Source organism: Dactylosporangium vinaceum (assembly GCF_019904175.1).
Taxonomy (GTDB): Bacteria; Actinomycetota; Actinomycetes; order Mycobacteriales; family Micromonosporaceae; genus Dactylosporangium; species Dactylosporangium vinaceum.
Genome location: NZ_CP061913.1, coordinates 5,051,753 through 5,077,755 on the forward strand (window position 1 = coordinate 5,051,753; position 26,003 = coordinate 5,077,755).

Consider the following 26,003-nt stretch of genomic DNA (forward strand, 5'->3'; position numbering starts at 1 on the left):
GGCACCGGCGCCGGGCCGCGGCCCGGTCGCGTCAGCCGAGCGACTCCCGGGTCAGCCGGCGCACGGTCAGGTGGATCCGCGCCTCGCCGGCGGCGGCTTTCGCGGCCACGCCGGCCAGGGACCCGAGCAGCCAGACGCATGGCACGATCGCCGCTGCGGCCACGATGGACATCACCACGTCGCTGTTCTCCGTTCCGGTTGAGGGACCTCCAGTGTCGGCCCGCCGGGTGACCCTACGGGTTGCCCGCAAGTTGCCGGCCCGGTGCGTGCGTGCACCCGGACTCCCGGCAGACCGCGTCCAGCAGCGCCGTGATGCCGGGCGCCGCCCGCCGGTCCTTCACGTAGGCGATCATCTCCGCGTAGCGGTGGTCGTCGGTCGTGCGCTCGTACCGGGCCCGGCCCCGGGCCGGGGTGAGGTAGCCGGCCTGCACGGCCGCGGTGACCAGGGCCGCCGGGTCGTCGATGTACCGCTTGCCGGTGAGCACGGCCTTGGCGTCCAGCCAGTTGCGCCGGCCCTGGCCGGTCGGCCTGACGAACTTGCGGAACACGCCGGTCAGCTGCTGGGCCGCGGCGCACGGGTCGTCGGTGCGGGCCCGCCCGCCCTTGGCCACGATGTGCTGGACGAACGCGTCGGCCGACTCGACCTTGCGCCGGTCGAGCCGGACCGACACGAACCTCGCCAGGTCGCCGAAGCCGGCCTGCGGCAGCGTCGCGTGGCTGGTGCCGGTGAACACGGTCTCGGCCAGGATCGCGTCGGCCAGGTTGCAGCCGGTGAGGTCGCAGTCGACGAACCGGGTCGCCTCCAGGTTCGCCCCGCGCAGCGAGACGTCGCGCAGCGCGATGCCGGTGAAGACAAGGCCGGAGAGGTCCTGGCGCTCCAGCGGCGCTTTACGCAGTAGGGCGTCGCAGCGGGGCAGGGCGATCAGGGCCTGCAGCATGTTGTGGAACGCGATCGGGTGGCCGGCCGCCTGGGTGAGCCGCAGCAGCAGCTCCTCGCCGGCGCCGTGCTGGGTGATCCAGTGGCTGAGCAGCCGCAGCGCTATCGAGTCCGGCGGGAACCGGCGCCAGCCGAGCAGCCGCTCGAACGGCCCGGGGCTGACCGGGAACAGCGCGATGGCCCGCCGGCCGATGAAGTACTCGAAGATGACGTCCTGGGCGAAGCGGACCCGGTTGTGCTCCAGCGCGCCGCGCAGCAGGGACAGCTGGCGGATGTGCCCGGCGATGCGCTCGCGGGCCTCGTCGTCGAGGTCGGCGAGGTACAGGTCGGACCATTCGTCGATGAAGGCGACGTCGACACCGCGGTCGCGCCCGTCGCTCACCTCCTCCACGGCGATCTCGGTGACCAGCTCCAGCAGGTCCTCCAGCCCGATCTCGTCGGTGAGCAGGCCCTTCTCGTCGTATTCGCGGCGCAGGATGGACCGGGTGGCGGCCTCGATGAGGGCCAGCTCCGAGTAGTCGTCGGGCACCTCGCCGGGCGGGTCGTCGCCGACGTGGGTGGCGAGGAGCTCGGCGTAGTAGGGCGTGCCGCACAGCGCCATCAGGTTCGGCCGCTCGTCGACGACCGACAGCAGCCGCTGGTCGTGCTGCTGCAGCCGGATGCGGGCGAAGTCGGCGATCGAGCTGCGCGGCCACGGCAGCAGCCGGTACTCGTCGATCTGGTCGTGGGCGTCGGCGAGGTAGTCGCGCAGGCTCGGGCTGGTGCCCAGCAGCGAGTCGCGCACGCAGATGAGGATCCGCGGGTGGCCGTCGCGGCGCACGATGTCGTCGATGTACTCGAAGAAGCGCGGGTCCCGCGAGATGACCTCGTCGAGGCCGTCGAGCAGCCAGCTGGCGTAGCCCCGGGTCAGCATCCACTCGAACGCGGCCGGGTTCGTGGGCCGGGCGTACTCGGTCTGCATGAACGCGTCGACCATGGGGCGCAGGGCCGGCGCGTTGGCCGTGGACAGGTATTCGGGCAGCAGCGGCAGCGGGCGCCGGCCGCGCCGCTGCTGCTTCTTGCCGGCCATGAACCTGGCGTGCAGCCCGGCGAACAGCGACTTGAACAGCATGCTCTTGCCCGAGCCGGCCGGCGCGGTGACCAGGACGATCGGCCGCTGCCACTCGCCGGTGCCGGCGAAGCGCCGCTCCAGCTCGGCGAGCAGGTCGGGGCCCTCCTGGCCGTGGCTGACCCGCTCGTAGGGCTGCTGGGTGCGCCGGCGGGCCGCGGCCACGCCGGCGTCGCGCAGCTCCAGGGCCGCGGTGCCCTGCGTCTTGCCGGCGGCGTTGTCCCAGCGGAACGGGGAGTCGAAGAACTGGATCGGCACCCGCACCTCGACGTCGTACGCGGCCCGGGCCTGCGGGCGGAACCCGGCCGACAGGCCGTGCGTCGACTCCACCAGCAGGAACTTCAGGCCGTCGGTGCGCGAGTCCTCCTTGAACCGGTGCAGCAGGGTGCCCTCGTTGCGGCGCAGCTCCTCGGCGTCGTCGTAGGCCGGGCACCAGACGGTGATCAGGTCGCTCATCCCGCCGATACCGGCCTTCTCGGCCTTGACCAGCCCGGAGCGCCGGTCCGCGGTGACGACCGAATAGCCCTCGGCCTCCAGGTAGCTCGTTGCCTCCTCGAAGAGTGTCACGTGTGCTCCTCCATCAGGAAACGGATGCCGTCCCACTGCCCGGCGTCGCCGACGATGTGCAGGTAGGCACAGGCCCGGCTGGCGGCGATGTAGTCGAGCGTTCGATCGGTGCTGACGGACGCGTCGGCGGCGTACACCACCACCTGCGCCTCGCAGCCACGAAACTCCTCGACGGAGCCCACGTGGACGGCCCGGGGCACACCGGCGCGCAGCAGCGCCCGGCGCAGCGGCTCGTGGCCGTGTGCGCTGCGGGTCAGCACGGCGAGCTGGGCCGGCCGCAGATCCTGGAGCAGCTCCCGCACGACGCGGACCACCTCGTGGTGCCCGCCCGGCTCGAAGGAGCTCAGCCGGGGCCGCCGCCCGTCGGGGCCGGAGCGCGGGCTCGGCGCGCCCGAGATCCGGGCCACGAGCTTGGCGATGGGCAGCGCGTTGCGGCAGTTGCGGGTCAGCCAGAACGTGTTGTAGTCGCCCTCGGGCCGCCACATGCCTGTCGCGTCGCGCTGGTACGGGTCGGCGAACAGCAGCGTCGTCCCGCCCGGCCGGACCAGGTCCTCCAGCGCGCCGAGCAGGTACGGGTTCTGGCTCTGCGCCTCGTCGACGATGAGGTGGTCGAACGGGCGGCCGTGGGCCTCGGCGAGCTCGACGGCGGTGATCCACAGCTCGTCGTCGCGGCGGCCGGCGAACGCCTCGGCACCGAAGGCGTCGGCGAGCACGTCGGCCGCGTCGCCGCAGCACACACCGCTGGCCTGCAGCGACTCGCGCAGCTGCCGGCGCAGGTGGCGCGGCTGCCCGATGAGCCCGACGGCGCCGCCGTCGCGGGCGAGCTCCCGGCTGCGGGTCTGCGCCAGCAGGGTCTTGCCGGTCCCGGCTGCGCCGAGCACCAGCGAGCGGCGCTGGTTGGACGTGGCCTCCAGCACCTCCAGCTGCTCGGTGGTGAACTCGATCTGGCGCCGGGTGAGCGCCTCGATCTCGCCGGTGGTGAGGTCGACGTCGTAGCCGACGGTCCGCTCCACCGTCGCCGCCGGGCTCAGCGCGGCGAGCACCCGCCCGAAGTCGTCCGGGTGCGCCCACCCGGCCAGCCGGAAGTGCTCGAACACCGTGCCGAGCACGGATCGGACCCGGTGCAGCGACGCCCGGTCGAGCACCAGCTCCTCCGGCGCGTTCGGCCCGAGCCGGCCGGACGGGCGCCCGTCGGTGAACAGCACGCAGTGCGCGGCCGGCAGCCACCGCACCCCGGCCTGCTCCTTGAGCCAGGCCATCAGCCGGAACCGGTTGGCGGCGGCCTGCTCGAACGGGTCGCGGACCGGCTGGACGCCGTCGGCCCGCAGCGCGACCCACTGCCGCCCGTCGACCGCGTATTCGCCGTCCTTCACCTCGACGACCAGCAGGCCGAAGCGGGGGTGCAGCAGCACGAAGTCGGCCTCGCCGAAGCGCAGGCCGCCCCGCTCGGCGACGGCGAAGTCGAGGCTGTGCAGCACGCACCACGCGTCGGAGAGCGCCCGCAGCCCGTCGAGGACCAGCCGCTCGCCCCGGGTCGCACCGGTCCGGGGCCGTGGGGGATAGAACCTCGCCACTGCGCGTCTCCCTCCGCCGTGGCGTCAATGGTGCGGCGGAGGCCGAGCCGGAGGGCATAGGTCGAGCGGCGCCAATACGCCGCCCCGGCAGCGCGGCCCGGGGCCTGGACGTCCGCCCCGGCCGCCGTTCACCCGATGGCATTCCGGCCGGGTCGCGGCTCAGGGCCGCCGGGAGGAGCCGCGCGCTTCGCTCACTACCCGGCGGCCACCGCCGTGACGGCCGGGTCGTCCTGCCGCCGGCGGCCGCGGCGCACCAGGACCCGGGGCGGCGGCCGGCGGTGCACGCGGCGGCGCATGTAGTGCTCGACGGCGCCGCCCGGGTGCGAGTCGGCGACCGCGGACTGCACGGCCTCGCGCAGCCAGTTGGGCAGCGACGCGCCCAGGCTCGTGCCGTTCTCGACCTGCCAGCCCTCGTCGCCGAGCGCGTTGAGCAGGGCGACCTTCCCGGGCACGGCCTGCGACCGGATACTGTTGCCGTCGACGACCACGGCGGCCAGGCTGTATTCGAGGGCCCGCTGGTTGCGGTCCGGATGGTTGTGCAGCTTGCGCTGCTCCTCCGACTGCGTGGAGACGAAGTACACGAAGCCGTACTCCCACTGCTCGCTCGCCATGCCGCGAATGGTGCCCGAAGTGTCGCGCTCGTCCGGCCGAACCGCGCACAGTACATCCGTCCCGGGTCCCTCGATCGGCCATCGTCACTTAGGCTGATCGGCGTGAGGGCCGCATGGGTCGTGCTGGTGGCGCTGCTGGCCGGCTGCTCGTCCGCGCCGTCGCCCGCACCGGCGGGCACAGCGCCGTCACCGGGCCCGTCGGCCGGGCCGACGCGCTCACCTTCACCCTCACCCTCGGCGACCCCCGCCGACCTCACGCTGGCGTTCGCCGGCGACGTGCACTTCACCGAGCGCACCCGCAAGCTGCTCGACGATCCGGGCAGCGCTGTCGGGCCGATGGCCGACGTGCTGCGCGCCGCCGACCTGGCCGTGGTCAACCTCGAGAGCGCCGTGACCACACGCGGGACGCCGGAGCCGAAGGAGTTCCACTTCCGGGCGCCGCCGTCGGCGTACACGGCGCTCAAGGCGGCCGGCATCGACGCCGTCACGATCGCCAACAACCACGCGCTCGACTACGGCCGGGTCGGGTTCGCCGACACGCTCGACGGGGCGGCCGCGGCCGGGATGCCGGCGTTCGGCGGCGGGCGCACCATCGACGAGGCATACGCGCCGATGATCCTGCCGGTGCGCGGCGTGCGCGTGGCGCTGCTCGGGTTCAGTCAGATCCACACCCTCGCGGAGCAGTGGAAGGCCGGCCCGGCGACGTCCGGCATCGCGCTGGCGTGGGACGTGGACCGGGCGGTGGCCGCCGTGAAGGCCGCGCGGGAGCGGGCCGACCTGGTGATCGTCTTCAACCACTGGGGTACCGAGACGGAGTCCTGCCCCAACGCGGACCAGAAGTCCTTCGCGAGGTCCCTGGCCGACGCCGGGGCCGACCTGATCATCGGCGCCCACGCCCACGTGCTCCAGGGCGACGGCTGGCTCGGCCGGACGTACGTCGCCTACGGCCTGGGCAACTTCGTCTGGTACGTCGGCTCGGCCGATACCGGGGTCCTGCGCGTGCAGGTGCGCGGCCGCACCGCGACCCGGGCCGAGCTCGTGCCCGCCGTCGTCTCGCCGACCGGGCAGCCCAAGCCGCTGACCGGCCCCGCCGCGACGGCATTGACGAACCGCTTCGCGGGCCTGCGCAAGTGCACGGGCTTAAGCTCAGGGGCATGAGCGACGAGCGGAGTCTCTGGGCGCTGGCCGACCTGGTCACGCCGATGGCGATCCGGGTGGCGGCGACGCTGCGGCTGGCCGACCACATCACCGCCGGCACGCGCACACCCGAAGCCCTGGCCGAGGCGGTGCAGGCCGACCCCGACGCGCTCCGGCGGCTGCTCGAGCACCTGGCCACGGCCGGGCTCGTGACGCGCACCGGGGACGGGTTCGCGCTGAGCCCGCTCGGCGAGCAGCTGCGCGGCGACCACCCCGACCAGTTCCGGGACTGGCTCGACCTCGAGGGCTCGATCGGCCGCTCCGACCTGGCGTTCACCGGCCTGCTGCACACCGTGCGCACGGGGGAGGCGGCGTTCCCGCGGCACTTCGGGCGGCCGTTCTGGGAGGACCTCGCGGCCGACGCCGCGCGCCAGGCGTCGTTCGACAACCTCATGGGCGGCCGCCTCACCCGCGACCTGCCGGCCGTCGCCACCGCCTACCCGTGGGGCGCGGCCGGGCACGTCGTCGACGTCGGCGGGGGCGACGGCAGCCTGCTGCTCGCGATCCTGGACGCGCATCCGGGTGTGCGCGGTACCGTCGTCGAGCTGCCCGGCGCCGCGGCGAAGGCCGAGGCGGCGATCGCCGCGGCCGGGCTGGCCGACCGCGCGGCCGTGCGCACCGGCAGCTTCTTCGACGAGGGCGTGCTCCCCGCCGGCGCGGGCGCCTACGTGCTCTCCGGGGTCCTGCACAACTGGTCGGACGCCGATGCGACCCGGCTCCTGCGCCGCTGCGCCGACGCGGCCGGCCCCGGCGGTGTCGTGCTCGTGGCCGACCACATCGGCGACGACTACAACACCGAGGGCGACCTGCGCATGCTCACCTACTTCAAAGGCTGCGAGCGCACCCTCGACCGGCTCCGGCAGGTGGCCGCCGCGGCCGGTCTGACCGTCGGCGACCTGCTCCCCGCGGGCTCCCGGTCCCTGCTCGAGCTGCGCTCAGCCGCCTAGTTCGCGCTTGCGGCGCAGCAGGGCGGCCCGGCGGCGCCGCGACCGGACCAGGTTCGTGACCGCGAGGGCGAGCAGCGCACCCACGACCGCCAGGGCCAGCGGGGCCGCCGCGATCAGCGCGACCGGCACGGCGACCGCGACCGTCGCGCCCAGCCCCAGCCAGGCGGCCACGACCCGGTCGAGGGCGTAGAGGGGCAGGCGGCTGGTGAGGACCCAGGCGGCGTACCCCACCCAGGCCAGCCCGACGGCGACAAGCCCCGCGAAGGCCAGCTGCGTCCGCGCGGGCAGCTCCGGCTCGGTGACCCACAGCAGCGAGATCAGCAGGGTCATGGCGGCGCCCGCGAGCAGGACGCCCACGACGGCCAGCCGCCGGGGGCGGGACAGGCGGCCGGAGAGCCGGTCGAGCATGTCGTCGGGGGTCACGTGTGGCTTCCCTTCTGCAGCAGGGCCTCGCGGAGCAGGCGCCGGGCCCGGTTGAGCCGCGACTTGACGGTGCCGACCGGCACGGCGCAGATCTCCGCGCACGTCTCCAGGGCCAGGTCGTGCAGGTAGAACAGGATCAGGATCTCGCGCTCGCGGGCCGGCAGCGCCGCGAGCCCGGCCGCCACCTCCGCCCGGTCGAGCACCTCGGCGCTGCCGTCCGGCCGCGCCAGGTCGACCTCGACGAACACCTCCGGCCGGGCGTACTCCACGCGCAGCCGATTGGTCACCGCCCGCCGCGCGACGGTGAACAGCCAGGGTGTGAACCGCTCCGGGTCGCGCAGCCTCGGCAGGCCCCGGAGCACGGCCAGCCACACCTCCTGCGCGACGTCATCGGCCGCGGCCGCGGGCAGCATGCGCCGCACGTAGCTCCAGACCGGGTCGTGCCAGGCCCGCACCAGCGCGGCCAGGGCGTCGCGCTCGCCGAGCTGGGCGCGGACCACCAGTAGTGCATCGGTCATGGCGACCTCCTCACCCGGCTCAGTCGGTGCGCACGGCCGCCAGGTTCACGCAGCCTATGATCGGGTCCGTGGTTCGGGTACGGCTGCTGGGTCCGGTCGACGTCACCGTGGGCGACGAGGTGCGGGCGCTGCCGGGCCGGCGTCGCAAGGCGATGCTCGCCGTGCTCGGCCTGCACCGCGGCGCCGTCGTCGGCGTCGACCGGCTCGTGGGGCTGGTCTGGGACGACGAGGACTCGGTGGTGCTGGCGAACACCGTCCAGCAGCACGTCTCCGGGCTGCGCACGGTCCTCGGTGACCGGCTCGCGATCGAGGCCCGCCCGCCCGGGTACCTCCTGCACGCCGAGACCGACCTGGCCCTCGTCGACAGGCACGTCCGGGCCGGGCGGGCCGCGGACCGGCCCGAGGTCGCGGCCGGGCACTTCCGGGCCGCGCTGGAGCTGTGGCGGGGCCCGGCGCTGGCCGACCTGACCGGGCTGAGCTGGCTGCGCGGCCAGGGCGAGCGCCTCGACCAGCTGCGCCGGGACATCCGCCTCGACCTCGTCGACGCGCGGCTGCGGCTCGGCGAGCACGACCGCCTGGTGCCCGACCTGGAGGCGCTGGCGGCCGAGCATCCGTTCGACGAGCGCATCCACGGCCAGCTCATGGCGGCCCTGGAGGCGGCGGGGCGGCCCGCGGATGCCCTCGCGGTGTACGACCGCCTCCAGGGCGCCCTCGATCGCGAGCTTGGCCTGCGCCCCCGGGTCGAACTGCGCTCCCGCCGGGCCGCGCTGCTGGCCGCGCGGCAGGCGCCCGCGCGGCCGCCGGCCGGGCCGACGGCACCCGCGCCGGTGCCGGCCGCGAAGCGGGCGCCCGCCCAGCTGCCGGTGACGGTGCGGGGTTTCGCCGGTCGGGCGGCCGAGCTGGAGAGCCTTGACCAGCTCGTCACCGCCGGCGTGGCCCCCGGTGGCGGGGCCCGGCCCGGCCGCGTCGCGGTGATCTCGGGGACGGCCGGGGTCGGGAAGACGGCGCTCACCCTGCACTGGGCGCACCGGGCGGCACCGGAGTTCCCCGACGGCCAGCTCTACGTGAACCTGCGCGGGTTCGACCCGGGCGGGGCCGCGGTCGGGGCCGGTCCGGCGCTGGCGGTGCTGCTGGAGGCGCTGGGGGTGCCGGCGGGTGCGGTACCCGCGAACGAAGCCGAACGCGTCGAACTGTATCGATCGATCACCGCCGGTCGGCGCCTGCTCGTGGTGCTCGACAACGCCCGCGACGCCGGCCAGGTGCGGCCGCTGCTGCCCGGGCCCGGTCCGGCGCTCGCGCTCGTCACCAGCCGCGAGCGGCTCGTGCTCACCTCGGAACAGCGCTCCATCGGGCTCGACCTCATGACCGCGGACGAGGCGCACGACCTGCTGCGGCGGCGGCTCGGCGAGTCGCGGCTGGCCGCCGAGCCCGCTGCAGCCGAGGACCTCGTCGCCCGGTGCGCGCACCTGCCGCTCGCGATGGGCGTCGTGGCCGCACAGGCGATGGCCCGCCCGCTGGTGAGCCTGGCCGAGCTGGCCGGGGAGCTGCGTGACGCGGCCCGCCGATGGGAGGTGCTCGACGGCGGCGACGCGGTGTCGGACGTGCGCGCGGTGCTCTCGTGGTCGTACCGCGCGCTGCCACCCCCGGCCGCCCGCATGTTCCGGCTCCTCGGCGCGCACCCGGGCCCCGCCCTCGACACCGCCGCCGGGGCGAGCCTGGCCGGGGTCGCGCCCGGGACGGCCGCCGAACTCCTGGCCGACCTGTGCCGGGCCAGCCTGCTCACGGAGCCCGAGCCCGGCCGCTTCACGCACCACGACCTGCTGCGGGGGTACTGCCGCGAGCTCGCCGCCCACGAGGGCGCCGACGGTGCCGAGCGCCGCATCCTCGACCACTACCTGCACACCGCCCTGGCCGCCGCGATCGCCATCAACCCGTCGTGGCAGCCGGTGACCCCGCCGCCGCCCGCCCCCGCCGTCACGCCCGCCGACGTCGCCAAGCCCGCCGACGCCCAGGCGTGGCTCATCGCGGAGCTGCCCGCGCTGCTCGCCGCGATCGACACCGCCGCCGCGGCCGGCCTCGACGGCCACGCGTGGATGCTCGCGTGGGCGCTGACCGACCTCGTGGAGCGGCAGGGCCGGTGGGACGAGTGGCAGGCCGCCCACACCGCCGGTCTGCGCGCCGCCGAGCGCCTCCGGGACGGCCCGGCGATCGCCCACCTGCACCGCGGACTCGGACGGCTGCGCATGTGGCAGGAGCAATACGCCGATTCGCTGTGGTACTTCGAGCAGGCCCGCGAGCGCTTCGTCGCCCTCGGGGACCGGCACGGCGAGTCGCGCACCGAGCACAACCTCTGCCAGCTCGCCGATCGCCGGGGCCGCACCGCCGAGGCGGCCGGGCACGCCGAGCGGTCGCTGGCGCTGTGCCGCAGCATCGGCGACGTCCCGGGCGTGGCCAAGGAGCTCAACGCGCTGGCCTGGTGTCTGGTCGAGCTGCGCGACTTCGAGCGGGCCCGGGACGCCTGCGAGGAGGCGGCGGCGATCTACCGCGAGTTCGACGACCCGGCCCAGGAGGGCCCCGTCCTGCACACGCTGGGCGAGGTCCACCGCGAACTCGGCGACCTGGCGACGGCGGTACCCCACTACGAGCGGGCCATCGGCATGGCCGGCCGGGCCGGCGACCGCTACGCCGAGGCCGTGGGCCTGGACAGCCTCGGCGCGGCCCGCCTGGCGCTCGGCGACCCGCAGGCGGCCCGCGCGGCGTGGGAGCGGTCGCTCACCCTCTTCGAGGAGCTGGGCCACCAGCGGGCCGCCACCGTGCGAGCCCACCTCACCGGCCTCAGCGATCGTCACGCCGACGCCGACGACGACCTGGGCCGGACCGGCTGACCCACCTGGACGAGCCGCCCCGGCGGCCACCGCCGCACTGATGACGGCTCCCGTGGCCTGACTTCGGCCGTCTCCCTGTCAACCGCCGCCGCACCCCAGCCGGTTGTACGGGCAGGAGGTCCGGATGACCCGAGCACCCGCCCCACCCGAAGGCTTCGCCGAGTTCGTGGCCGCGCGCTCGCACGTGCTGTTGCGCGCGGCGTGGCTGCTGACCGGCGACGCCGCGAACGCGGAGGACCTGCTGCAGACGGCCCTGGCCCGCAGCTGGCGGCACTGGGAGCGGATCGCCGCCGCGGGCAATCCCGAGGCGTACGTCCGGCGGGTGCTCTTCCACACCTATCTGAGCTGGTGGCGGCGGCGGTGGCGGGCCGAAGTGCCCAGCGCGGCACCGCCCGACCGGGCCGGGGCCGACGACATCGCGGCAGCGTCCGCCGCCCGGGACGGGGTGCGGCGAGCGCTGGCCCGGCTCACACCGAGGCAGCGCGCGGTGGTCGTGCTGCGCTACATCGAGGACCGGACGGTCGCCGAGACGGCCGAGCTGCTCGGCTGCTCGTCCGGGACCGTCAAGACCCTCGCGTTCCGGGCACTGGAGACGCTGCGCGCGGACGCGACCGTGCGGGCACTGCTCACCGGCGAAGGGGCTGAGCACCAATGACGCAGGCGGACGACGGGCGTGACATCGGGCGGATGCTTGACGCGGCGGTGCCCGAGCTGGCGGCGCCCCCGGATCGGCTCGCCGCGGTCGGGCGGCGGGTGCGGCGGCGGCAGCGGCGGGCCGGCCTGGCGGCGGCGGCATGTGTGGTGCTCGTCCTGGTCGGCGGGGCCGTCGCGTTCGCCACCGGCCACGCACAGCCCGAGCGGCCGGAGCGGTTCGTGCCCGCCGGACCGCCGGCCGGTGACTGCCCGGCCCGGCCGCCGGTGCTGCCGTACGGCGACGGCGCGCTGCCGGACTCCGCCCCCGGGGACCTGGCGCCGGCCGGTGCCGTCCGAGCCGTCTACTGCCGCTACGACCCGGTGCCCGAGCTGAACATGATCAGACCCGCGCCGCCGCGCCGGCTGGTGCTCACCCGCGACGTCGCCGGTCTGGTCACCGTCCTCAACGCACTGCCGCGGCCGTACAACAGCGACGCCTGTTTCAACTCCGGCGGTGGCGGCGGGTACCTCACCCTCGAGTACGCCACCGGCCCGGCCGCGACGATCGAGCTGTCCGGCGCCTGCTGGTACGTCCGCCGCGGCGACATCACCCGCTACGACGGCGTCGACGCCTGGGAGGCGTTCGACGCACGGTTCGCGGCCCAGGAGCTGGCGGCGTCCCGACCGGCCGCGGTGCGCGCGGTCAGCTGCGCCGACCGGCTCACCACCGGTCCCGCCGACGACCTGTACAGCCCCGACCCGGCCTACGACGTCTGGCTGCACACGCCCCAGATCGGCTGGCACATGCTGCCCGTGCCACTCGCCGTCGTGACCGCGTGCCGCTTCGTGCACGGCCCCGGCGGCTGGGAACGCTCCCGGCAGGTCGTGAACCGGGCCGTCGCCAAGGAGACGACCACCGCTGTCGAGGCGGCCGCGAAGCAACTCGCCGGCGACCGCGAATTCGCCGGCTGCCCGACCCCGCCACGCACCATCGACGTGCTGATGCTGCGCGACGCTGTGGGCGAGACCAGAGAGGTACGACTGACCCGCGACACGTGCCCGCGCATCACCTTCGACTTCAAGCCCGCCCCGGCGGCAGGCGCACTCAACTCCATTGTGGACAAGCTGCTCGGCCCGCCCGACTAGGCCGGCCAGGCCCACCCGCTCGACCCCGCGAACCGGATGGAGTACGGCGCCGGCGGTGACGAGAACGCTCGCCCCCGCCCCCGCCGCCCCGCACTCCACAGTGCTCCCGCAGCGCCCGACGAACGACATGTCAATCGCTCGCCGCGGCGCGCCCGCGGGCCCCGGCCATCGACAAGCAAGGGCACCTCAAGGGCACCGAGCCTCGGGTCGGCACGGGTCGCAACGAGCGCCGGCTGCGCAGGACGGGAGTGCGGCCTCGACCGTCAACCACCCGGAGCAGCCAACCGGCGCGCCACACCGCAGTGCTCAGCCTGGGGACCAGTGATCGCGCATGATCGATGCCTGCGTCCAGCGTCGACGCGACGGAAGAGGCGACCGCATGCGACAAGCGGAGTGCGCGGGCGGCCGCCGCAGTAGAGCCGACGGCAGTTGATCGACGAGGTCCGGTTGCGGACGGGTGGGCGCGCCACGGCGGAATGCGCCGACCGGAGTGTGCCCCCCGGGGCGGGCGCTGTACTGGTTGTTCCACCGATGGCAACGGGACGGCACGTGGCAGGCGATGCTGACCGCGTTGCAGGTGCGCGCGCACGCCTCCGGCCAGGTCCGGTGGGACGTCAGTGCGGACTCCACCAATGCGCGGGCACATCCGCACGCCACCGGCGCCCGTCGTGACGGTGGGTTCGCAGGAGGAGCCGCCGGGTGGGTTGGACGAGGAGCCGGATGAGCATGCCCTGGGTCGCCGGGTGACAGCTTGCAGTTCGTGCCGGTCCTGCAGCGCATCCGGGTGCCGCGCCCCGGCGGTGGTCGGCCGCGGACCCGTCCGACACGGGTCCGTGCCGACGAGCCGTACGCGCGAAAGGTGGACCGGACCTATCTGCGTCGGCACGGGTCCGGGCGCCAATCCCGGTCACGGCCGACCGCGCCGTGAACCGGCGCACGTTCGGGTCGGAAAGGCAGACGCCCGCCGGCCTTCGACCCGATGCTGAGCCAACAGCGCCACGCCGTGGGGTGCGCCGTCAACCAGCTCAAACTCAGCCGCGGCATGGCCGCCCGCTTCCACAAACCCATCATGCGCTATCAGGCGACCGCCACCGTCGCCGCGATCAACGCATGGCTCTGACCCACTGAGCGAACACGCTTCAGCCGGCGTTGGCGTTGATGGGGGTGGAGGCGGGGGCGGGGCGTTGGAGGGGGAAGCGGGCGCGTACGCGGAAGCCCGGGCTGCCCGTGCGGGGCCCCGTCTCCAGGGTGCCGTCGTGGGCGGCGACGCGTTCGCGCATACCGATGAGGCCCAGGCCGCCGGTTGTGCGGCGGCCCGTGCCGCGGCCGTTGTCGGCCACGTCGAGTTCGAGTTCGTCGGCGTGGTAGCGGATGCGGATGTCCAGTTTGGTGGCGTCGGCGTGCTTCAGGGTGTTGGTGGCGGCCTCCTGGACGATTCGGTAGCCGGCCAGGGACAGGGACTCCGGCAGCGGTACCGCCTCGCCGAACACGCCGAGCGACGTCTCCAGACCGGCGCCGCGGACCGAGTCCAGCAGCTCCGGCAGCCGGTCCAGGCCCACCGCCGTCGGGGCCGTCGCCGGGTCCGAGCCGGCGCGCGCGGCGGCCGGCGCGCGCGGCGACGGAACCGGGGGCGGGGCCGAGTCCGGCAACGGGTCGGAGTGGCGCAGCAGGCCCAGCATGCGGTGCAGCTCGTCGACGGCGGTCCGGGCGGACTGCTCGACCGCGCCCAGGGAGTCCTTCGCCTGGGCGGGATTGCGGTCCAGGACCCGGCGGGCGGCCGACGCCTGGACGCCCATGACGGAGACGTGGTGGGCGACCACGTCGTGGAGCTCGCGGGCGATGCGCAGGCGCTCGTGCAGGACCGAGCGGGCGGCCTCCTCCTCGTGGGCGGCGACCAGCTCGGCGGCCTGGGCCTCGACCTGATGGCGGCGGCGCTCGGCGGTCCAGGCCAGCTCGCCGAAGTAATAGGCGAAGCCGAAGAACAGCATGTTGACCAGGACGCCGTTGATGAGCGCGGCCAGGATCGGCGAGACCGGGCCGCTGGCGTGCACGAACTCGGCGGCCGACAGGCCCGGCAGCGCGATCAGGTAGGAGATGCCGATGTACACGAACATCGCGGCGACGATGCCGGAGCGGACCCAGTGCGCGCGGCGATGGTTGCGGCCCCAGGCGCCCAGGGAGTAGATCGCCGAGAACAGGGCGCCGACCGCCAGCTGCTGCTCCGGCGTGGACCGCAGCTGCCCGATGATGAACATGGCCGAGATGAACACGGCCACGGCGTCGGGCCAGCGGCGGCGCCAGCACAGCGGCAGCGTGGTCAGGACGGTCCAGACGATCTGCTCGGGGACCGACGGCGGGTTGCCGTGGAAGGCGCCCGCGCTGCGGGTCAGTGTCAGGTTCACCAGCGCCGTGAGCGCGACCGCGATGCCGATGACGACGTCGATGCGCAGGCGCCGGGCATCCGGCCGGGGCCGGCTCCAGCCCTCGACGACCACCTCGTCGCTTCTCATGCCGGCAGTCTACGGCCCGGGTACGACACTTCCGCGGGCCCGATCCGCCGGACGGACTAACCCTGCGGTGGCGCCTGGCCGGACCCGCCGGGCGGCGGCATGGGCCCGGGACCGCCGGGCGACGGCCACTGTCCAGGACCGGCCGGAGGCGGGGGCGCGGAGCCGCCGAGCGGTGGCGGCGCCCAGGGAGCGGCGGCCGGAGGAGCCGGCCAGGGCGCGGGGCCGGTCACGGCGGCCGCGCCGTCCGGCGAGCGCCGCAGCAGCAGCGACGCCACCACCAGCGCCACCCCGATCGTGATCATCACAGCGTCGGCGACCGCGTACGCGTTGTTCACCGAGTTGAACGTGTCGATGTCCAGGTCGCCGCCGGACGTCATCGACCGCAGGTGCAGGACCCATACCACCTGCGCCGCCTGATCGGCCGCGATGAGCAGCGAGCCGGCCGCCGTCAGGATGGCGGCGAGCGCGCCCAGGCGGCGCATCATCAGCAGCGCCAGCAGTACCCCCGCCAAAGCAATGAGAATGACGGGCACCCGCAGCCCGATCTGCACCGCGACGGACAACGGCTCCACGGTCGACGAATCCACGCCGCCACCCTAGACAACGCCGCACAGCGGCGACGAACTGGGCTGTGGCCGACGCGCCGGATGTTCTGGAGCACGCCGCCCGCTAACCTCGCCCCATGCAAGCCTTCGAGATCACGCCGATCGGCACGGTCACCAACACCCGCACGGACATCCAGCACACCGACAACTGGGGCGCCGTGCGCAGCACCATCACCATCGACGAACGCTTCGGCGACGCCTGCCTGCAGGGCCTGGACGTCTTCTCCCACGCCGAGATCCTGTTCCTCTTCGACAGGTTCCCGGCCGACGGCGACTTCCGCACTCCGCGCCCGTATCGCGGCGACCCCACCCTCCCGCCGGTAGGCATCTTCGCCGGCCGAGCCCCCCACCGCCCGAACCACATCGGCGTCACGTGCTGCCGCATCGACTCGATCCACGGCCGGGAGCTGACGGTGATCGGCCTGGACGCCGTCGACGGCACCCCGGTCATCGACGTGAAGCCCACGATCGCCGAATTCATCCCGACGGACCCGACCCAGCCGGAGTGGGTCACGGCCATGATGTCGAACTACTTCAAGCCGTAACGGAGCCTCCACGCGGCCAGGACCGGCCACGGCGCCAGGCCGGCGGTCGAGTCGTCAGGCGAAGGAGAAGAGCAGCGCCAGGCCCAACGCCACAGCCACCAGCCCGCCCGGCCAACCGGCGATGAGTCCGATACCAAGACTGCGATTGCGGCGCAGTGTGCCGATGCCGGCACCGATGCATCCGACGAAGAGCACGAGCTGGGCCAGCGCCGCGATGCCGGTCACCATGAACATCGTGTCGGGCACTGCGTCGCTGACGAACGAGGCGAACGAGTGCAGCCAGTATCCGCAGATCAGCACCTGTCCGACCATCCCGACGGCGGCACCGGCCGCGAACCAGCCGAACCGCCGGCCGGACCACCAGGGCTTCCGCGCCGGGAGCGACACCGGCGGCGCGACCGGCAACGACCCGAGGCTCATCGGATCGGGCACGTCCCCCATGACCACTCCTCAGATCGTCACCCGACGGCCGAGACCGGCGACGCCAGGAGGATATGTGGCCGGGAAGCCGCCGCGCCACCCCGCGCACAGCGCCGGCGGGGTCCGCTCACGCCTCGCGGCAGGAGCCTGGCCGGTGGCGACACCGCGACGGTTCAGCGTGCCGATTGCTCGTAGTGGCGGATGAGGGCGCCGACGCTGCGCAGGGCGGTGCGGGCGCGGCTGCCCCACGCGCCGCCGGTGTCGTCGCCGTCCAGGAGGATCAGGGACTCGCCGCCGATGAAGGACAGGCCGATCAGCGCGGCGATGTCCTCGGCGCGCAGGGGGCCCAGCGAGCCGAAGCGGGCCTCGGCCTCGCGGGTGACCTCCAGCAGTACCTCGAACCAGGCGTCGATCAGCACCCGGACCCGGGCCGCCACCTCGCGGTCGGACCAGCCGGCGGCGATCATCTCCTGCAGCACGCGGACGTATCCGGAGGCCAGGTCGTCGTCCAGGAAGTCGCACGCCTGGTCGTAGCGCTGCCACAGCGGGGCCTCGGCGCCGTACATCTGCCGCTGCCGGGCCACGAGCGTGCGGTTCTCGTGGTCGAGCAGGGCCAGGATGACGCCCTGCTTGCCGCGGAAGTGGTAGTGGATCTGGCTCAGCGGCACACCGGCCCGGTCGGCGACGCGGCGGGTGGACAGCGCGGCGTAGCCGTCGGTGAGCAGGCACGCGCGGGCGGCCTCGATGATCCGCTGCGCTGTCGTGTTCACGCTCGGCCCCTTTTCGGTCGGTCGGCCGAATGCTACGGTACCGCCCATCAGTCGGTCGATCGACCGAATCGATGTGGGAGGCAGGTATGCAGCGGATCTACCGGACAGTGGTCTACGCGGCGTTCCTCGCGAACCTCGCGTACACGATCGGCTTCCTCGCCGGCCCCGGCGTCCTGGTGCCGAAGGGCATCGACGACGGGCCGCCGGCACCGGCCGGGCTCGCGGTGCTCGTCGACGGCGCGCTGCTGGCGGTCTTCGCCGTCCAGCACAGTGTCATGGCCCGGCCCTGGTTCAAGCGGCGCTTCACGAAGCCGTCCATCGAGCGCAGCACCTACGTGCTGGCCTCCACCGCCGCCGTCACCCTGCTGCTGTGGCAGTGGCGGCCGCTGCCGCAGGTCGTGTGGTCGGCCGGGCCGGGCTGGGCGCGAGCGCTGCTCTGGACCCTCTACGGCGCGGGATGGCTGATCGTCGCCGTCAGCACGTTCGGGCTCGGGCACCGCGAGCTGTTCGGCCTGCGCGCGCCGGGGCGGGCGGAGTTGCGGGAGCCGTGGCAGTACAGACTCGTCCGTCACCCGATCATGACCGGCTTCCTCGTCGCGTTCTGGGCGGTGCCGCACATGAGCGTCGGAAGGCTTGTGTTCGCGGTGGCCGCGACCGGCTACATCGTCGTGGGCACCCGGTTCGAGGAGCACGACCTGCGCGAACAGCTCGGCGCGCCCTACGCCGACTACGCGCGCAGAGTCCCCCGGTTCATCCCCGGCACGAAGGGAGGGCGGCGATGGAGGAGGGATTCGTCGAGCATCTCGGCATAACGATCCATTTCGAGGTGTACGGCGAGCGCGGCCCGACGATCCTCCTGATGCCCACGTGGACCATCGTGCACAAGCGGGTCTGGAAGGCGCAGGTGCGCTACCTGAGCCGGCACTTCCGGGTCGTGGTCTACGACGGGCCGGGCAACGGGCGCTCGGACCGCCCGCTCGACTCCGCTGCGTACAGCCAGGCCGCGCAGGTCGGCTACGCGCTCGCCGTCCTCGACGTCACCGGCACCGGCCGGGCCGTCCAGGTCGCGCTGTCCCGCGCCGCCAACTGGGCCCTGCAGCTCGCGGCCGAGCATCCCGAGCGGGTCCTCGGCACCGTCCTCATCGGCGCCGCGGTCTGGCTCCCGCCGCGCGAGCACCGCACCGGCAGCCACGAGCAGTTCGCGTGGGCGTTCATGACGCGCTGCTTCCCGGAGCCGCACTCGACCAAGCAGATCGAGGACGGCGTCGGCTGGGCCCTGGAGACCACCGACACCGTGCTCGCCGTGGAGAGTTCGTCCCCGCGCCCGGACCGGACCGCCGTCGAGGACTGGTGTGCCCGGCTGACGAGCCCGCTGCTGGCCATCCACGGCGACGACGACCGCATCGTGCCCCTGGACCGCAGCGAGCGCCTGGCCGCGCTGACCGGCGGCACCCTGGAGGTGATCGAGGGCGGCGGCCACATCCCCGCGGCCCGCGAACCGGTCCGGGTGAACCGCCTCATCAGCGCCTTCGCCCGCCGCTTCGGAGCGCCCGCACCGGTGCGGCCGAGCCGACCCGCCAAGCCCCGGATGCTGTACCTGTCGTCGCCGATCGGCCTCGGGCACGCCCGCCGGGACCTGGCCATCGCCCGGGCGCTGCGGGCACTGCGGCCGGACGTGCACGTCGACTGGCTGACGCAGCACCCCGTCACCCGCATGCTGGAGTCGGCCGGGGAGCGGGTACACCCGGCCAGTCGTTGGCTCGCGAACGAGTCCGCCCACATCGAGGCCGAGGCCGGCGAGCACGACCTGCACTGCTTCCGGGCGCTGCGGACGATGGACGAGATCCTGGTCGCCAACTTCATGGTCTTCCAGGACCTCGTCGAGGCCGAGCGCTACGACCTGGTCGTCGCCGACGAGGCGTGGGACGTCGACCACTTCCTGCACGAGGACCCGGCGCTGAAGCGGTCCGCCTACGCCTGGCTCACCGACTTCGTCGGCTTCCTGCCCATGCCCGACGCCGACGCCCGCGAGACGTACGTGACGGCCGACTACAACGCCGAGATGCTCGACCACATCGCCGGGCACCCCCACGTGCGCGACCGCTCGATATTCGTGGGCGACCCGGCCGACATCGTCGACGAGCGCTTCGGCGCCGACCTCCCGATGATCCGCACCTGGACCGAGGCCAACTACTCCTTCGCCGGCTACGTGACCGGGTTCGACCCCGCCGCCCTGAGCGACCGCGCCGCGCTGCGCGTCGAGCTGGGCTACCGCCCCGACGAGCAGGTCTGCATCGTGACCGCCGGCGGCTCCGCCGTCGGCGCCGACCTCCTGCGCCGGGTGATCGACGCGTTCCCGGCCGCCGCCCGCCGCGTCGCGGGCCTGCGCATGATCGTGGTCACCGGCCCGAGGCTCGACCCCGGCTCCTTCGCGGCTCCGGCCGGTCTGGAGCTGCGGGGCTACCTGGAGCAGCTCCCCAGGCACCTGGCCGCCTGCGATCTCGCGGTGGTGCAGGGCGGCCTGACGACCTGCATGGAGCTGACCGCCCTCAACCGCCCGTTCATCTACGTCCCGCTCCGCCACCACTTCGAGCAGCACTTCCACGTGCCCCACCGCCTGGCCCGCCACAACGCCGGCCGCCGGATGGACTACCCGGAGCTGACCACGGAACGCCTGTCCACCGCGATAGCGGAGACGATCGGCCGCCAGGTCAGCTACGGCCCGGTCCCCACCGACGGCGCCACCCGCGCCGCGGCAATGCTCGCCGACCTTCTGTGAGGAGCTCGCGGAGCATCGCCACCACCCCGGCCGCGCCGCCGCGGCGCCGGACCGCCCGCCGGCTCAGCCGGCCAGGCGGTGCAGGATGAGGCGCTGCTGGCGGGCGTAGGCTCGCTGGCCCAGCCGGCGGAGCTGCTCGCGGCTGCGGGCACCCCGCAGGTAGTGGTCAAGGGGCTCGCCGGCCTCGCCGAGCGTTTCGTCGACGGCCGGAAGGGTGGCGTGGGCGGCGAGGCGGTAGGCGCCCGCCCGGCCCGGGACGGCCTCGATGGGCAGGCCCGCGGCGGTGAGCAGGTCGATGTCCAGGTAGATGGTGCGCACGTCGACGCCGAAGCGGCAGGAGAGGGCGGCGGCGGAGACCCACGGGCGGGAGCGCAGCTGCAGCAGGATGCCGACGTGCCTGGCGTGCCGGGCGCTCATGACGCCACCGGCAGCGCCTGTGGGGCACCGGCCGCGGTCTGGAGCCGGCCGGCTTCGGCAAGGTACCGCATGCGCACGCCCTCGGGTTGCTGGTTGTCGTCACCGGCGGTCGCCGCCCACGCGGTCGGCGCGGGCCGGACGAGCGGGCCGGCGACGACGAGCGGTAGGACGGCGAAAGTACTGTGGATGGCGGCCACGTTAAACTTCCTTTACAGAAAGCGCTCTCACAACGTTCTACGTGGATGTCCGGCGAGCGTCAACAGGCAGTCAGCCTGCCAATTCGGAGATCATCCGATGGCGCGGACGTCGGCGTCCGTCAATGCCCGGGTCCACACTCGGACCTGATCGATCCGGCCGGGGAAGTGGTCGGCGCCGGCGCCGTTCCACTTGCCCCGGCCGATCGTGAACGCCCCGCCCGCGGCCCAGGACGGGCCCATGGCGGCCTCCGCCACGAGCACGCCGTCGACGTAGAGCCGCAGCCGGCCGGCTGACGCATCGCGCACCCCCACGAGATGCGTCCACCCGTCGACCCGCGGCGGGAACGGCGACACCGCCCGGGTCGCCGCGGCGTTCGCACTGTCGGCGGCGACCATCGCCAGCGCCCAGGCGTTGTCCGCCGCCGAGTACTGCAGATAGAAGCCGCTCTGCGTCGCGCCGTCCTGCGCCGCCACCGTGGCGAAGTTCGACGCCGCCGCGAGCTGCACCCAGGCCGCGACGGAGAAGCTCGCCGCGGTGTCGACGAGCCGCGCCGCGCTCGCGAAACCGGTGCTGCCGTTGAGCTGCAGACCGGTACCGCTGTAGCCGCCGCCGAGCACCGCGCCCCCATCGAGGGTCAGGGACGCGTCGGCCGCATCGAACTCGAATGCCGCGACCTGGCTCGTGGCCAGGCCCGCGGCGGCGGCGATCGTGGTGGCCGGCAACGCGTGGTCGTAGGCGCGCACGTCCACGACGGCCCCGGCGAAGGCGTCGGCGGCGGCCCCGTTCCACCGGCCCCGGCCGATGACGAGCGGGCCGGTGGCCGGCCAGCCGTTGCCGTAGGCGGCCTGCCCCTGCAGCGCGCCGTCGACGTACATGCGCAGCTGCCCGGCCTCGGCGTCGTACACCCCGGCCAGGTGCACCGCCGTGTGCAGCACCGGCGCGGCCGTCGACAGCGCGCGGGTGGCGGCGGTGTTGTCGGCGTCGGCCGCCGTCATCGCGAACGCCCACCGGTTGTCGCTGCCGGAGTACTGCAGGTAGAACCCGCTGACCCGGGCCCCGTCCTGGCTCAGCGCGGTCCGGAACCCGGTCAGGTCGGCCGGGCTTACCCGGGCCATGACCGTGAACGAGCCGTCGCCGCGCACCACCGGCGTCAGGCCGTTGAGCGCGGGCCGCAACGCCAGCAGCGCCAGCACCCCGCCGATGACCGGCCGGGCCGCGAAGCCGCTCTGGCTGCCGCTGTCGGTGTCGTACCAGTCCGAGAACGGCACGCGCGACGGCGTGGAGTTCGCGTAGGTGTACGCCTTGGCGATGAGCATGTCGCGCGCGGCCGTCTGCCCCGTGAGGAACGCCGCCGTCCACAGCTCCCAGTCGACCTTCGTGTACGCGTGCCGGGGATCGAGCGGGACACCGTAGGCGTGCTGGTGCTGCAGATACCAGCTCGCCTCCTCGGTCGCGACGGCCGGCGGGACCAGGTTGGTGCCCGCGATCCGGTCGGCGAAGCCGTTGTACTTCAGGCTCCACGTCGAGTCGGCGCCGTCATACGTGAGCTTGAGGTGCCCGTTGCCGCTGTTCTGCGCCATGACGAGCCATTGGGAGGCGTACTGCCGGGCCGTCGCCGAATACGAGGACGCCTGCCCGGCCCAGCGCGCGATCGTGTGCATCGCCCCGATCCCGACGATGCCCTTGAGGGCCAGGTTCACGCTGTGCGCGATGAACCCCGTGAAGTCGTCGGTCTGGTTCTGGTTGCCGGGGTCGGGCAGGTTGGCCACGAGGTAGTCGGCCCAGCTCTTGAGCTTCGCGTAGTGCGCCGACGCGTAGGCCGACGCCCGGGCCGCGGGCATCCGCGCCAGGAGCGCGGCGACCATGATGAGCATGTTCGCCGACTCCTCGACCGGCATGTCCTCCTCGTCCTGGCCGTTGGGACCGCCTGGAAGGTGCCCGAACGCGTTGGGGTACACGCCCAGGTCGTGCGGCGCGAACGGCTTGGCGAAGCCCCGCACCTCGGTGTAGTCGAACAGCGGGGCCAGCAGCAGCTCCAGCCATCGAGGGCTGAGCCGCAGATACGCCGGGAACGCCGGGTACATGACGTCGACCGTGCTGCAGTCGCCGTTCGACGAGATCTCCTTGAGCATCACCCACGGCGCGCCGCCCCGGCTGACCAGCTCCGTGCCGCCGAACGCCTGGCGCACGGCGAGGCAGCACAGGGCCGCGTACTGCTCGCTCACCCCGGCCGGGCCCACCGCCTCCTTCGCCCACGTGTTCACCTGCGCGTCCAGGGCGGCACCGAGCGTCTTCGCGAGCGCGTAGTCGGCCCGGAACCAGGCGAGCATCTCCGGCCAGGTGGCCCACTGCGTGCGCCAGTACGGGTCGAGCTGGGTGCCGAGGTATGACACGGCCGGTGTGCGCACGTGCCCGATGACGAACACGCTGGGACCGCTCCCGGCCGCCGTGACCGCTCCCAGCGCCCGGTTGAACGCGAACACGGGCCAGCTCCCGTTGATGGCCCGGGGCTGGTTCGGGTCGGCCGTGGAGGGCAGCGCGCCGGTGTTCGCGGCCCGGGCCCGCACGGTCGTGTCGGCGCCGGTCTGCCAGGTCAGCCCGGGCCCGTCGTCGGTGCTGAACACGACGGTGCCCCACGACGCCTGGTCGCCCGCCTCGGCCAGCACGGACGGGGCGGACGGCTGGAACGTGTGCACGCGCTGGGTGCCGGCGGTCTGGGTGGACCAGGAGATCGGCTGCGCGCGGTCGCCGTGGGCCCACTCGCCGGACACGTCGACGTAGAGGCTCACCTGGTGGCTCGCGCTGTCGGTGGCCGTGGCGGTGATGGCAAGGTACGACATCGGCACCGACTGACGGCGCAGGCTCGCGGGATCGACGGGGGAGAAGAACTCGACGTCGAGGCGGACCGGTCCGGCCGTGATGATGAACGCCGACCGGGTCGCGGTGAGCACCAGCGCGGTCTGCGTGGCCAGGGGCCAGCCGCCGGACGGGGCGCCCATGAACACGTACGGCTGCCCGTCGACCCGCACGATGCCGGTCATCGCGGTGACCGCGCCGGCCCAGAACGTCGGCCAGTTGCCGGGCAGGGTGTCGGCGCGCAGCCACGTCGACAGATACGGGGAGCGCACGGCGAGGGGGGTGGCCGGCGGGCGGATCGGGCTGAACGTGGTCGCGGCGTGGGCGGCCTGCGCCTGCGTCAGGATCAGTGACCCGGCGACCCCGCCCAGGGCGGCCAGGCGGAACAGGTCGCGGCGGGTGGGGTGCAGTGGCGGGCTCACGTGACGTAGCAAACATTTTCCAATGCAAGGTGTCAACGATGCTCGTGAATTTTCATTGGTACCTGTTGGAAGTTGTTGAGTCTGCGAAAGCGGCGCGGGACTTTTGGCAATCATTGACAGATTGAAGATCCATACAACCCCTTTGCTCGCGGGCCGCCTCTACCCTGTGACCGCCGGCCGAAGGGACCCCTGGCGTTGCGACCGGATCTCGAGCACGACTACACGCAGTACGTGACCGCCAGGCTGCCCCGCCTGCACCGCGTCGCCTACCAGCTCGTCGGCGACCCCCACCGGGCCGACGACGCCGTCCAGGACGCGCTGACCACGCTGTACCAGAAGTGGGCGCGCGTGCGCGAGGTGGCGAACCTCGACGCGTACGTGCACACCATGGTCGTGCGGGCCGCGCTGGCCGACCGGCGCCGGCTGTGGTCGAAGGTGCTGCTGTGGGACCGTCCGCCCGACGCCGTGCGCGCCGCCGACGGGCCGGACGTCGAGCGGCACGTGGTCCTGCGCGACGCGCTGCGGGCGATCCCGGAGGGCCAGCGCACGGTGCTGGTGCTGCGGTTCCTGTGCGACCTGTCGGTCGAGGAGGTGGCGGCCGTGCTCGGCCGCTCGGAGGGGACCGTCAAGAGCCAGACCTCCCACGGCATCCGGGCGCTGCGCCGGCTGCTCCACGTCGAGGACTTCTTCGTGCTGAACGGTGGTGCCGCGTGAACCCGCTGCAGGAGCTGCACGACCTGGACGCGCCGCGGACCGGGCTGACCGCCGAGGGTCTGGTGCACTCGGGCCGGGCCCGGGTGCGTCGCCGGCGCCGGGTCGCGGCTGCCGGTACCGCCGCCGCCGTGCTCGTGCTCCTGACGGCCGGCGCCGTCTCACTCGCCGCGGCGCGTCCCCAGCCCGATCCCCGGCCCGCGCTGCCCCAGCCGAGTGAGAGCGTGCCGCAGCGGCAGTGCCGGCCCGAGTGGCTGCCGGTGTCCGGCAAGACGCCGACCGAGCCGCCGGTGGTGGACCCGACCGGGCACTGGGCGGCCGCGGTGAGCGCGAACCACAGCGAGCTGACGATCTGGCACGACGGCGCGAAGGCGGCCGAGCTGCACGACCGGCCCTTCGTCGGCGTCGCGATCGCGGGGATCAGCGCCAAGGGCGCCGTGGCCGTCACCGCCGTCACGGGCGTCACCGCGGGCGGGTCCGGCCCCCGCCGCCCGATGATCTTCACCAGCGGCTACACGCAGGCGCTCACCCTGCCGCCGGGCACCGATCCCGAAGCGGCGAGCGAGGCGTTCGCGATGAACTCGGCCGGCGACGTCGTCGGCTACGTCAAGGTGGGCGGCGTCGCGCGGGCGGTGCGGTGGCCCTACCGCGACCCCGGCCGGCCGGTGCTGCTGGCGACCCCGGCCGATCGGTCCTCCACCGCCCTGGCGATCGGCGAGGACGGCACGGTCGGCGGCTTCCTCGCCGATCACCTGGACGCGAAGGTGCCGTACGTCTGGCGCGCCGACGGCACCGGCCTGGCCCTGACGCTGCCGCCGGACGTGCCGAGCGGTGCCGTGCAGGGGGTGGCCGGTGACTGGGCGGCGGACTACGGCCGGGACCTGCGCTGGAGGCTCGCGGAGCCGGGCCGGTCGGAGCCCCTCGGTGCGGGCGGCGCCGGGCACGCCATCGCGGCCGACGGCACCGTCGTGACCGGCCAGGAGGTGCTGGACGGCCACGGGCAGGTCGCACTGCTGCCGCCGGACGGCTACGACCGGTTCGCCCTGAGCGGGATCAGCGCCGACGGGCGGGTGGTCACCGGCGTGGCCATCACGGGCGACGCCCCGGCGGTGGGGCTGCCGCTGCAGTGGGTGTGCGGAGGGTGACGGGGCCCTGACCTGCTCGTGTATTGACAAATGTTGACCAAACGCGGATCAGGGACTATGAATGTCCTTCGAGAGCGCT

Annotated in this window: 24 protein-coding genes; 11 read left to right on the forward strand and 13 right to left on the reverse strand. The window is 74.0% G+C overall.

The window, feature by feature from the left end; translation table 11 throughout:
- Window positions 1-31 precede the first annotated feature (31 nt).
- The 4 genes from Dvina_RS22580 to Dvina_RS22595 form a co-directional block, all read right to left on the reverse strand.
- On the reverse strand, window positions 32-178 hold the full coding sequence (locus Dvina_RS22580; RefSeq protein WP_223104451.1) for a hypothetical protein: 147 nt from the start codon (window positions 176-178) through the stop codon (window positions 32-34).
- Between the two features lie 55 nt (window positions 179-233).
- Window positions 234-2,612, reverse strand: coding sequence for an NACHT domain-containing protein (locus Dvina_RS22585; protein ID WP_223104452.1), 2,379 nt, complete (start codon window positions 2,610-2,612; stop codon window positions 234-236).
- The gene (locus Dvina_RS22590) at window positions 2,609-4,186 is read right to left on the reverse strand and encodes a nuclease-related domain-containing DEAD/DEAH box helicase (RefSeq protein WP_223104453.1); all 1,578 of its coding nucleotides are present in this window, start codon (window positions 4,184-4,186) and stop codon (window positions 2,609-2,611) included. Before Dvina_RS22590 ends, Dvina_RS22585 begins: the two co-directional genes overlap by 4 nt.
- 194 nt (window positions 4,187-4,380) lie before the next feature.
- Window positions 4,381-4,797: a hypothetical protein gene (locus tag Dvina_RS22595; protein WP_223104454.1), complete on the reverse strand. Its 417-nt coding sequence runs from the start codon at window positions 4,795-4,797 to the stop codon at window positions 4,381-4,383.
- Window positions 4,798-4,899: 102 nt separating this feature from the next.
- Between Dvina_RS22595 and Dvina_RS22600 the strand changes: the two genes are divergently transcribed.
- Both Dvina_RS22600 and Dvina_RS22605 read left to right on the forward strand, forming a co-directional pair.
- Complete coding sequence (locus Dvina_RS22600; RefSeq protein ID WP_223104455.1) at window positions 4,900-5,955, forward strand: CapA family protein; 1,056 nt, start codon at window positions 4,900-4,902, stop codon at window positions 5,953-5,955.
- Window positions 5,952-6,941, forward strand: coding sequence for a methyltransferase (locus Dvina_RS22605; protein ID WP_223104456.1), 990 nt, complete (start codon window positions 5,952-5,954; stop codon window positions 6,939-6,941). The genes Dvina_RS22600 and Dvina_RS22605 overlap by 4 nt, the downstream gene beginning before the upstream one ends.
- Here the strand turns inward: Dvina_RS22605 and Dvina_RS22610 are convergent.
- Window positions 6,930-7,364 carry a hypothetical protein gene (locus tag Dvina_RS22610; RefSeq protein ID WP_223104457.1) on the reverse strand — a complete coding sequence of 145 codons (435 nt, stop codon included), beginning with the start codon at window positions 7,362-7,364 and terminating at the stop codon, window positions 6,930-6,932. The genes Dvina_RS22605 and Dvina_RS22610 overlap by 12 nt on opposite strands.
- Window positions 7,361-7,882 (reverse strand): RNA polymerase sigma factor, encoded by a 522-nt coding sequence (locus Dvina_RS22615; protein ID WP_223104458.1) that lies wholly within the window; start codon window positions 7,880-7,882, stop codon window positions 7,361-7,363. The genes Dvina_RS22610 and Dvina_RS22615 overlap by 4 nt, the downstream gene beginning before the upstream one ends.
- Window positions 7,883-7,950: 68 nt before the next feature.
- Here Dvina_RS22615 and Dvina_RS22620 point away from each other — a divergent pair, with 68 nt between their 5' ends.
- The 4 genes from Dvina_RS22620 to Dvina_RS22635 all read left to right on the forward strand — a co-directional run bounded on the left by Dvina_RS22620 (window position 7,951) and on the right by Dvina_RS22635 (window position 13,666).
- The gene (locus Dvina_RS22620) at window positions 7,951-10,767 is read left to right on the forward strand and encodes an AfsR/SARP family transcriptional regulator (protein WP_223104459.1); all 2,817 of its coding nucleotides are present in this window, start codon (window positions 7,951-7,953) and stop codon (window positions 10,765-10,767) included.
- A gap of 124 nt (window positions 10,768-10,891) precedes the next feature.
- On the forward strand, window positions 10,892-11,422 hold the full coding sequence (locus Dvina_RS22625; RefSeq protein WP_223104460.1) for a SigE family RNA polymerase sigma factor: 531 nt from the start codon (window positions 10,892-10,894) through the stop codon (window positions 11,420-11,422).
- Entirely contained in the window at window positions 11,419-12,546 is a 1,128-nt protein-coding gene (locus Dvina_RS22630) for a hypothetical protein (protein WP_223104461.1), read from the forward strand. Before Dvina_RS22625 ends, Dvina_RS22630 begins: the two co-directional genes overlap by 4 nt.
- A gap of 979 nt (window positions 12,547-13,525) precedes the next feature.
- The gene (locus Dvina_RS22635; protein ID WP_223104462.1) at window positions 13,526-13,666 is read left to right on the forward strand and encodes a hypothetical protein; all 141 of its coding nucleotides are present in this window, start codon (window positions 13,526-13,528) and stop codon (window positions 13,664-13,666) included.
- Between the two features lie 19 nt (window positions 13,667-13,685).
- Here Dvina_RS22635 and Dvina_RS22640 read toward each other — a convergent pair whose 3' ends face one another.
- Both Dvina_RS22640 and Dvina_RS22645 read right to left on the reverse strand, forming a co-directional pair.
- A complete protein-coding gene (locus tag Dvina_RS22640; protein WP_223104463.1) occupies window positions 13,686-15,056 on the reverse strand; it encodes a sensor histidine kinase in 1,371 nt (456 codons plus the stop codon).
- A gap of 56 nt (window positions 15,057-15,112) precedes the next feature.
- Complete coding sequence (locus Dvina_RS22645; protein WP_223104464.1) at window positions 15,113-15,643, reverse strand: hypothetical protein; 531 nt, start codon at window positions 15,641-15,643, stop codon at window positions 15,113-15,115.
- A gap of 95 nt (window positions 15,644-15,738) precedes the next feature.
- Here Dvina_RS22645 and Dvina_RS22650 point away from each other — a divergent pair, with 95 nt between their 5' ends.
- Window positions 15,739-16,206 carry an SAM-dependent methyltransferase gene (locus tag Dvina_RS22650; protein ID WP_223104465.1) on the forward strand — a complete coding sequence of 156 codons (468 nt, stop codon included), beginning with the start codon at window positions 15,739-15,741 and terminating at the stop codon, window positions 16,204-16,206.
- 54 nt (window positions 16,207-16,260) lie between these two features.
- Here the strand turns inward: Dvina_RS22650 and Dvina_RS22655 are convergent, their stop codons facing one another.
- Together Dvina_RS22655 and Dvina_RS22660 are read right to left on the reverse strand one after the other, a co-directional pair.
- Entirely contained in the window at window positions 16,261-16,647 is a 387-nt protein-coding gene (locus Dvina_RS22655; protein WP_223104466.1) for a hypothetical protein, read from the reverse strand.
- A gap of 152 nt (window positions 16,648-16,799) precedes the next feature.
- Window positions 16,800-17,396, reverse strand: coding sequence for a TetR/AcrR family transcriptional regulator (locus Dvina_RS22660; RefSeq protein ID WP_246656377.1), 597 nt, complete (start codon window positions 17,394-17,396; stop codon window positions 16,800-16,802).
- Between the two features lie 86 nt (window positions 17,397-17,482).
- Here Dvina_RS22660 and Dvina_RS22665 point away from each other — a divergent pair, with 86 nt between their 5' ends.
- Together Dvina_RS22665 and Dvina_RS22670 are read left to right on the forward strand one after the other, a co-directional pair.
- Window positions 17,483-18,208: a methyltransferase family protein gene (locus Dvina_RS22665; RefSeq protein WP_246656378.1), complete on the forward strand. Its 726-nt coding sequence runs from the start codon at window positions 17,483-17,485 to the stop codon at window positions 18,206-18,208.
- A complete protein-coding gene (locus Dvina_RS22670) occupies window positions 18,175-20,175 on the forward strand; it encodes an alpha/beta hydrolase (RefSeq protein WP_223104469.1) in 2,001 nt (666 codons plus the stop codon). Before Dvina_RS22665 ends, Dvina_RS22670 begins: the two co-directional genes overlap by 34 nt.
- Window positions 20,176-20,238: 63 nt before the next feature.
- Here Dvina_RS22670 and Dvina_RS22675 read toward each other — a convergent pair whose 3' ends face one another.
- The 3 genes from Dvina_RS22675 to Dvina_RS22685 all read right to left on the reverse strand — a co-directional run bounded on the left by Dvina_RS22675 (window position 20,239) and on the right by Dvina_RS22685 (window position 24,068).
- Entirely contained in the window at window positions 20,239-20,592 is a 354-nt protein-coding gene (locus Dvina_RS22675; protein WP_223104470.1) for a helix-turn-helix transcriptional regulator, read from the reverse strand.
- On the reverse strand, window positions 20,589-20,789 hold the full coding sequence (locus Dvina_RS22680) for a hypothetical protein (protein WP_223104471.1): 201 nt from the start codon (window positions 20,787-20,789) through the stop codon (window positions 20,589-20,591). The genes Dvina_RS22675 and Dvina_RS22680 overlap by 4 nt, the downstream gene beginning before the upstream one ends.
- Window positions 20,790-20,879: 90 nt before the next feature.
- Complete coding sequence (locus Dvina_RS22685; protein ID WP_223104472.1) at window positions 20,880-24,068, reverse strand: glutaminase domain-containing protein; 3,189 nt, start codon at window positions 24,066-24,068, stop codon at window positions 20,880-20,882.
- Between the two features lie 195 nt (window positions 24,069-24,263).
- On the opposite strand from Dvina_RS22685, the gene Dvina_RS22690 reads away from it, so the two are divergent.
- Both Dvina_RS22690 and Dvina_RS22695 read left to right on the forward strand, forming a co-directional pair.
- A complete protein-coding gene (locus Dvina_RS22690) occupies window positions 24,264-24,782 on the forward strand; it encodes a SigE family RNA polymerase sigma factor (protein ID WP_223104473.1) in 519 nt (172 codons plus the stop codon).
- Window positions 24,779-25,924, forward strand: coding sequence for a hypothetical protein (locus Dvina_RS22695; protein WP_223104474.1), 1,146 nt, complete (start codon window positions 24,779-24,781; stop codon window positions 25,922-25,924). The genes Dvina_RS22690 and Dvina_RS22695 overlap by 4 nt, the downstream gene beginning before the upstream one ends.
- Window positions 25,925-26,003: the final 79 nt, after the last annotated feature.